Here is a 5,505-nt window from a genome sequence, read left to right as displayed (position 1 = left end):
CGGTGCGCCCGCCGTCGGTGACGAGCACGCGGTGCGCGCCGCGCCCGACGAGGGCCGCGGCGGCGGTGGCGGCGTCGGCGAAGCGGGTCTGCATCAGAAGCCCCGCCTCCTCGAGATTGACGTAGAGCGTGGCGCGCGGATGGGTCAGCAGGGACAGCAGCCGCTCCGCCTTGCCCGGGGACGCCGGGGCGACGCGCAGGTCGGCGGCGGCGAAGAGCGGGCTCTTGGCGATCTCCGAGAGCAGCGCCGCGGTCAGGTTGCCGTCGAGCGCGATCATGCCGGGGTAGGGCGCCTCGGGGCGCCCGAGGCGACCGTCGGAGAGCGGCGCGAGGATCTTCGCCCCCGCGGCCTCCAGCGAATGGGCGTCGGCGATGGCGGCGATCAGCCCGTTCGCCCCCTCGACGGCCATGTAACGGTCGGTCGGCAGGTCGTCGGAGCGATAGAGATGCGCGGTATCGCAGCCGAGCCGCGCGGCTGCGGCGATCAGCTCGTCGCCTTCCGCGTCGCGGCCGACGGCGGAGAGCAGCACCGGGCGCAGGCCGAAGCGGGCGAGCGTCATGGCGATGTTCATGGCGACGCCGCCGGGAATGCGGGTGATGCGTCCGGGCACGTCGGAGCCCGCCCGCATGTGCGCGGGTGAGCGGCCGATGATGTCCCAGAGGACCGAGCCGATGCAGAGGACGCTGCCTTTGGTCATGGCGCGGTTTTGGAGCAGCGCGGGGCAGGGCGCAAGGGCGCTCCTTTGGACCGTGGTCGTGACCTGGGCCCCGCCGCCGCGGAACGGTCTGCGCGCGCCGTCGCCTCCGGGTGCCGGTTTCCTCGAGGAAACCGGTTCATTTTCCTTGAGGAAAATGGATCCCCGCGGCACTGTCCCGTCCGGCGAAGCCGCTGCGCCCAGCGAAGGCCGACGGTTCGGGCGGGCCCCGGTTTCCTGGAGGAAACCGGCCCATTTTCCTTGAGGAAAATGGTGTGGGGCGGCACCGTCGGCCCTTGCGTTCCGGCCTTGCCCGGTGTATCCGCGCCCCACTTCACAGGTGGGGCTTGGGCCTTGCGAGGAGACATCCCGCAGAGGTCCGCCGGTTGAGCGCAAGCTCTGATGGCCCTGCCGAGGATCGAAACCGGAAAAGGACCACGAGATGGCGATTCCTGACTTCAACCTGCGTCAGCTGCTGGAAGCTGGCGTTCACTACGGGCACCAGACGCAGCGCTGGAACCCGCGCATGGCGCCCTACATCTACGGCGACCGCAACGGCATCCACATCATGGACCTGACGCAGACCGTCCCGATGCTGGACCAGGCGCTGCAGGTCATCCGCGACACCGTCGCGAAGAACGGCCGCATCCTGTTCGTCGGCACCAAGCGCCAGGCGCAGAAGCCGATCGCGGACGCCGCCGAGAAATGCGCGCAGTACTACATGAACCACCGCTGGCTGGGCGGCACGCTCACCAACTGGAAGACCGTGTCGCAGTCGATCGCCCGTCTGAAGATGATCGACGAGCGGATGGAGCAGGGCGCCGAAGGCCTGACCAAGCGCGAGCGTCTGTCGATGGAGCGTGACCAGGCGAAGCTGAACGCCTCGCTCGGCGGCATCCGCGAGATGGGCGGCGTGCCGGACCTGCTGTTCGTGATCGACGTCAACAAGGAGGATCTGGCGATCCTCGAGGCGAAGAAGCTCGGGATCCCGGTCGTCGCCGTGGTCGATTCGAACTGCTCGCCCGACGGCATCGACTACATCATCCCCGGCAACGACGACGCCGCCCGCGCCATCGCGCTCTACTGCGACCTGGCCGCGCGCGCCGCGCTCGACGGCATGTCGGCGCAGATGAGCGCCGCGGGCGTCGACATGGGCGCCATGGAGGAAGCCGCCGCCGAGGAAGTGCTGGCCGAGCAGGAAGCCCGCAACATGCCGCTGGGCGACACCAAGGGCGACGGCTCGCTCGTGCCCGACGGGGCGCCGCTGGACCTCGACAACAAGCCGGTCGAGCAGAAGGTCTGAGGGGGCGCGCGCCACACAGGCGCGCCTCCCGTTTCCAACGTCACACGGCTGTCATCGGATGCGGGTGAATGACCGCATCCGATCCCGCATTGCATGAGAAGGAAAGCTTGAAGATGGCGATCACCGCTGCACAAGTGAAGGAACTGCGCGACACCTCGGGTGCCGGCATGATGGACGCCAAGAAGGCGCTGACCGAAACCAACGGCGACATGGAAGCCGCGATCGACTGGCTGCGCACCAAGGGCCTGGCGAAGGCCGCGAAGAAGTCGGGCCGCACCGCCGCCGAGGGCCTCGTCGCCGTGAAGGTCGAGGGCGGCAAGGGCGTCGCCGTCGAGGTGAACTCGGAAACCGACTTCGTCGCCAAGAACGCCGACTTCCAGAAGATGGTCTCGCAGATCGCCGAGGCCGCCATGGGCGCCGACAGCGTCGAGTCGCTGAAGGCCGCCAAGGTCGGCTCGAAGTCGGTCGAGGACCTGATCACCGACAAGATCGCCACCATCGGCGAGAACATGTCGGTCCGCCGCATGGCGGTCGTCACCGGCAATACCGTCACGTCCTACGTCCACAATGCCGCCGCCGACGGCATGGGCAAGATCGGCGTGCTGGTCGCGCTGTCGGGCGACAACGCCGCCTTCGGCCGCCAGGTCGCCATGCACATCGCCGCGGCCAACCCGGCTTCGCTGTCCGAGGCCGACCTGGACCCGGCGGTGGTCGAGAAGGAGAAGTCGGTGCAGATGGACATCGCCCGCGAATCCGGCAAGCCGGAAGCGGTGATCGAGAAGATGATCGTCGGCCGCATGGCGAAGTTCATGTCCGAAGTCACGCTGCTGGGCCAGAACTTCGTCGTGAACCCGGACCTCACCGTGGCCCAGGCCGCCGAGGAAGCCGGCGTCGAGATCACCGGTTTCGTGCGCCTGGAAGTGGGCGAGGGCATCGAGGTGGTGAAGGAGGATTTCGCCGCCGAGGTCGCGAAGGCCGCCAAGGGCTGATCGCCCGACCGGCGAAAAGGATCAAAGGCGCTCCTTCGGGGGCGCCTTTTTCATTTGGTGAACAGCGGTTTGCGGGGTGCAGATCATCCGGCGGAGGAAGGTGTGACGGTGCACCCGGGACGAATGCACCGTCTGATCGCCGCGCCGCCCGAACTGGGGATGTGGGCAGGTGCGCTGGACCTTCCGCATCGTCCGGCAAATCGGCCGGAGCGACACCCTCTCCGGATGACCCGGAGTTTGCCCCTGGGCAAGACCCGATCAATACTGAGCCCGCCCAGGAAGCCGTTCCATGGCAATAATGCCACCACTCACGGAACGCCTTCATACTGTGCGCGGGCGAACGAACTGGCCAGTCAGGTTTTCCTTACCTTCGGTCAACCGGCAGATGCGCAGGCCGGCTGTCCCTTCGCGCACGAAGGTCTCACCGGCGCTCGGACTGGCCCGAAACCGGCGACCGGTCGCTGTCGAGCACGAAGATCTGGTTCTGGAACGACGCCTTCAGCACCGCCTGGGCCGTCGTCTCGACGTCCAGCGCCTCGCGCGCGAGGCGCAGGTGCTTTTCGACCGTTGCGGGCGTCAGGCCCATGATTTCAGCGGCATCCTGGGTGGTCTTGCCATCGCGCATCCATTCCAGCGCCTCGCGCTGGCGCGCTGTCAGGTGGCGCGAGGGGCTGGAATAGGGCAGCTGGATCATCTTCAGGTGCGCCACCGTGTTCAGGACCTGGATGACGCGGCCATGCTCGGCCCAGATCTCCTCGACCTCGGCCTGGGTCATGCCGCGCTCGGCGGTCAGCGCGATCGCACCCTTGTTGCGGATCGAGCTGTCGCGGAACGAGATGGAATAGCCCGCGGTCACGCCGTGGGAGAGGTTGAACTCGACCACCTTGCGCTCGCTCGGGGTCAGGCGGTCGGGGTTCTGCGCCCACCAGCCCCAGGAACAGGCGCCGTGGTTCTCGACCGCCCAGCGGACCATCGGCGCGTGGAAATAGAGCCCGCCGTTGACGAAGTGATCCACGTAATCGGGATCGTGGTTCGTCATGATCAGGAAGTCCTCGCGGTTGCCGAACCCGTGGGCCGAGTGGAACCGGGTGAAGCCGTAGAGCAGCCGGTCGAACCGGTATTCCTTCATCTTCTCGCAGTGGAGTTTCCAGACGCCTTCGACCGTCGTGGCTTCGACCAGCTGTTCGAGGTAGTCGATCATGTCCTGAAGCTCCCATCGCTGGGCGGACCCGTTGGGGGCCGCCTCGGGTGTCTGGTCAACTACCTAACGTTGCGGAAGGGCACCTGTCGAGAACCAAGTTGACTCGCTGGTCAATTTCAGGACGCGCACGCCGTTCGGAGGACCGCTGGCGCCGTAAGGACGGTAGTCGGGTCCATCCAGTTTTTACATAATACTGATTATGGGATAAAGGTCTGGTGGGAAACCCGGCGCGCGCGATGCCTCGCCCGCCGGGTTTTTCCGGGACGGATCAGGCCTTTGGGCGCGCCACGTCGTTCACGCCGTCGCCGTCCGGCGCTTGGCCATAGCTCATCCGCTTCATCTGGGCGATCACGCGCTCCATCTCCTCGTCCGACAGGATCGGCGGCTCGCCGAGGGTCAGCGCCTGGACATACATCCGCGACAGCGCCTCGACCTCGACCGCAAGCCAGAGCGCGCCTTCCAGCGTCTTGCCGAGGGAGATCTGGCCGTGCTGGCCCAGAAGACAGGCCAGCCGCCCGTCGAGCGCCCGGACCGCCTTCTCCGACAGCTCCGCCGTGCCGAAGGTCGCGTAGCCGGCGCAGCGGATGTCGGTGCCGCCGGCGATGCCGGTCATGTAGTGGAAGGACGGAATGGACTTGTGATGGCAGGCCAGCGTCGTCGCATAGAGCGAGTGGCAGTGCAGCACCACGTCGATGTCCGGCCGCGCCTTCAGGATGTCGCGGTGGAAGCGCCATTCCGACGACGGGCGCAGGCCTTCGTAGGTGCCGTCGAACTCCATGAAAACAAGGTCTTCGGGTTGCATCGTCTCGTAGGGACGGCCCGAGGGCGTGATCAGGAAACCGCCGTCGTGGCGCAGCGACAGGTTGCCCGATGTGCCTTGGTTGATGCCGCTGCTGTTCATCCGGCGGCAGATGTCGACCATCTGGGCGCGCAGCTCGCGGGCGGTGTCGGTCATGGATTTTTCCTTTCTGGTGAGGCGGTTGCGCTGGCGAGTTCGTGCCATGCGCGGGCATGGTCGGCAAGACCGGGCAGCGGTGCGGGCACGACGCTCTGGAGGTCGAGCGCGACCGGTCCCCGCGGATCGGCACGGCAGAGCAGCGCGCAGCCCTGGGCGACGCCAGATCCGTCGTCGTTGACCCGCGTCTCGCGCCCCGGGCGCAGCGCCGCGACGAGCGCCGCGAACAGCGGGTCGCGCACGAAGGCGCCGTCGAGGATCAGCGGGCGGTCCGGGTCCAGCGCATCGGCGCAGGCCGTCGCCAGCAGAGCGGCGGTCAGGACGGCGAGGGCCAGGCGCTCGGCGGCGGACCCGGGCGCGGGG

6 protein-coding genes are annotated in these 5,505 nt (G+C 67.6%); 2 read left to right on the top strand and 4 right to left on the bottom strand.

Going from position 1 to position 5,505, the window contains the following annotated elements; genetic code table 11:
- The coding region (locus tag A7B20_RS20945) for a PfkB family carbohydrate kinase (protein WP_102110519.1) at positions 1-697 on the bottom strand (697 nt) is incomplete at its 3' end.
- A gap of 439 nt (positions 698-1,136) precedes the next feature.
- On the opposite strand from A7B20_RS20945, the gene rpsB reads away from it, so the two are divergent.
- Together rpsB and tsf are read left to right on the top strand one after the other, a co-directional pair.
- Positions 1,137-1,997, top strand: coding sequence for a 30S ribosomal protein S2 (gene rpsB, locus A7B20_RS20940; protein WP_102110518.1), 861 nt, complete (start codon positions 1,137-1,139; stop codon positions 1,995-1,997).
- Between the two features lie 113 nt (positions 1,998-2,110).
- The gene (tsf, locus tag A7B20_RS20935; RefSeq protein ID WP_102110517.1) at positions 2,111-2,986 is read left to right on the top strand and encodes a translation elongation factor Ts; all 876 of its coding nucleotides are present in this window, start codon (positions 2,111-2,113) and stop codon (positions 2,984-2,986) included.
- Between the two features lie 421 nt (positions 2,987-3,407).
- On the opposite strand, the gene A7B20_RS20930 is transcribed toward tsf, so the two are convergent.
- The 3 genes from A7B20_RS20930 to A7B20_RS20920 all read right to left on the bottom strand — a co-directional run.
- Positions 3,408-4,187 (bottom strand): helix-turn-helix transcriptional regulator, encoded by a 780-nt coding sequence (locus A7B20_RS20930; RefSeq protein ID WP_102110516.1) that lies wholly within the window; start codon positions 4,185-4,187, stop codon positions 3,408-3,410.
- 268 nt (positions 4,188-4,455) lie between these two features.
- Entirely contained in the window at positions 4,456-5,142 is a 687-nt protein-coding gene (locus A7B20_RS20925; RefSeq protein WP_102110515.1) for a class II aldolase/adducin family protein, read from the bottom strand.
- Positions 5,139-5,505, bottom strand: a 367-nt coding sequence (locus tag A7B20_RS20920) for a hypothetical protein (protein WP_216641235.1), incomplete at its 5' end; no start/stop codon positions are given. The genes A7B20_RS20925 and A7B20_RS20920, both read right to left, overlap by 4 nt.

The organism is Oceaniglobus roseus (assembly GCF_002869745.1).
GTDB classification, from domain to species: domain Bacteria; phylum Pseudomonadota; class Alphaproteobacteria; order Rhodobacterales; family Rhodobacteraceae; genus Oceaniglobus; species Oceaniglobus roseus.
Note: the sequence above shows the minus strand (reverse complement) of the source record. Positions and strands in the feature narration are given on the sequence as shown.

Bases quoted from the DNA above. Each gene is read 5' to 3' on its own strand.
- A7B20_RS20925 (WP_102110515.1), bottom strand. From the start codon at position 5,142: ATGACCGACACCGCCCGCGAGCTGCGCGCCCAGATGGTCGACATCTGC.
- tsf (WP_102110517.1), top strand. From the start codon at position 2,111: ATGGCGATCACCGCTGCACAAGTGAAGGAACTGCGCGACACCTCGGGT.
- A7B20_RS20930 (WP_102110516.1), bottom strand. From the start codon at position 4,187: ATGATCGACTACCTCGAACAGCTGGTCGAAGCCACGACGGTCGAAGGC.
- rpsB (WP_102110518.1), top strand. From the start codon at position 1,137: ATGGCGATTCCTGACTTCAACCTGCGTCAGCTGCTGGAAGCTGGCGTT.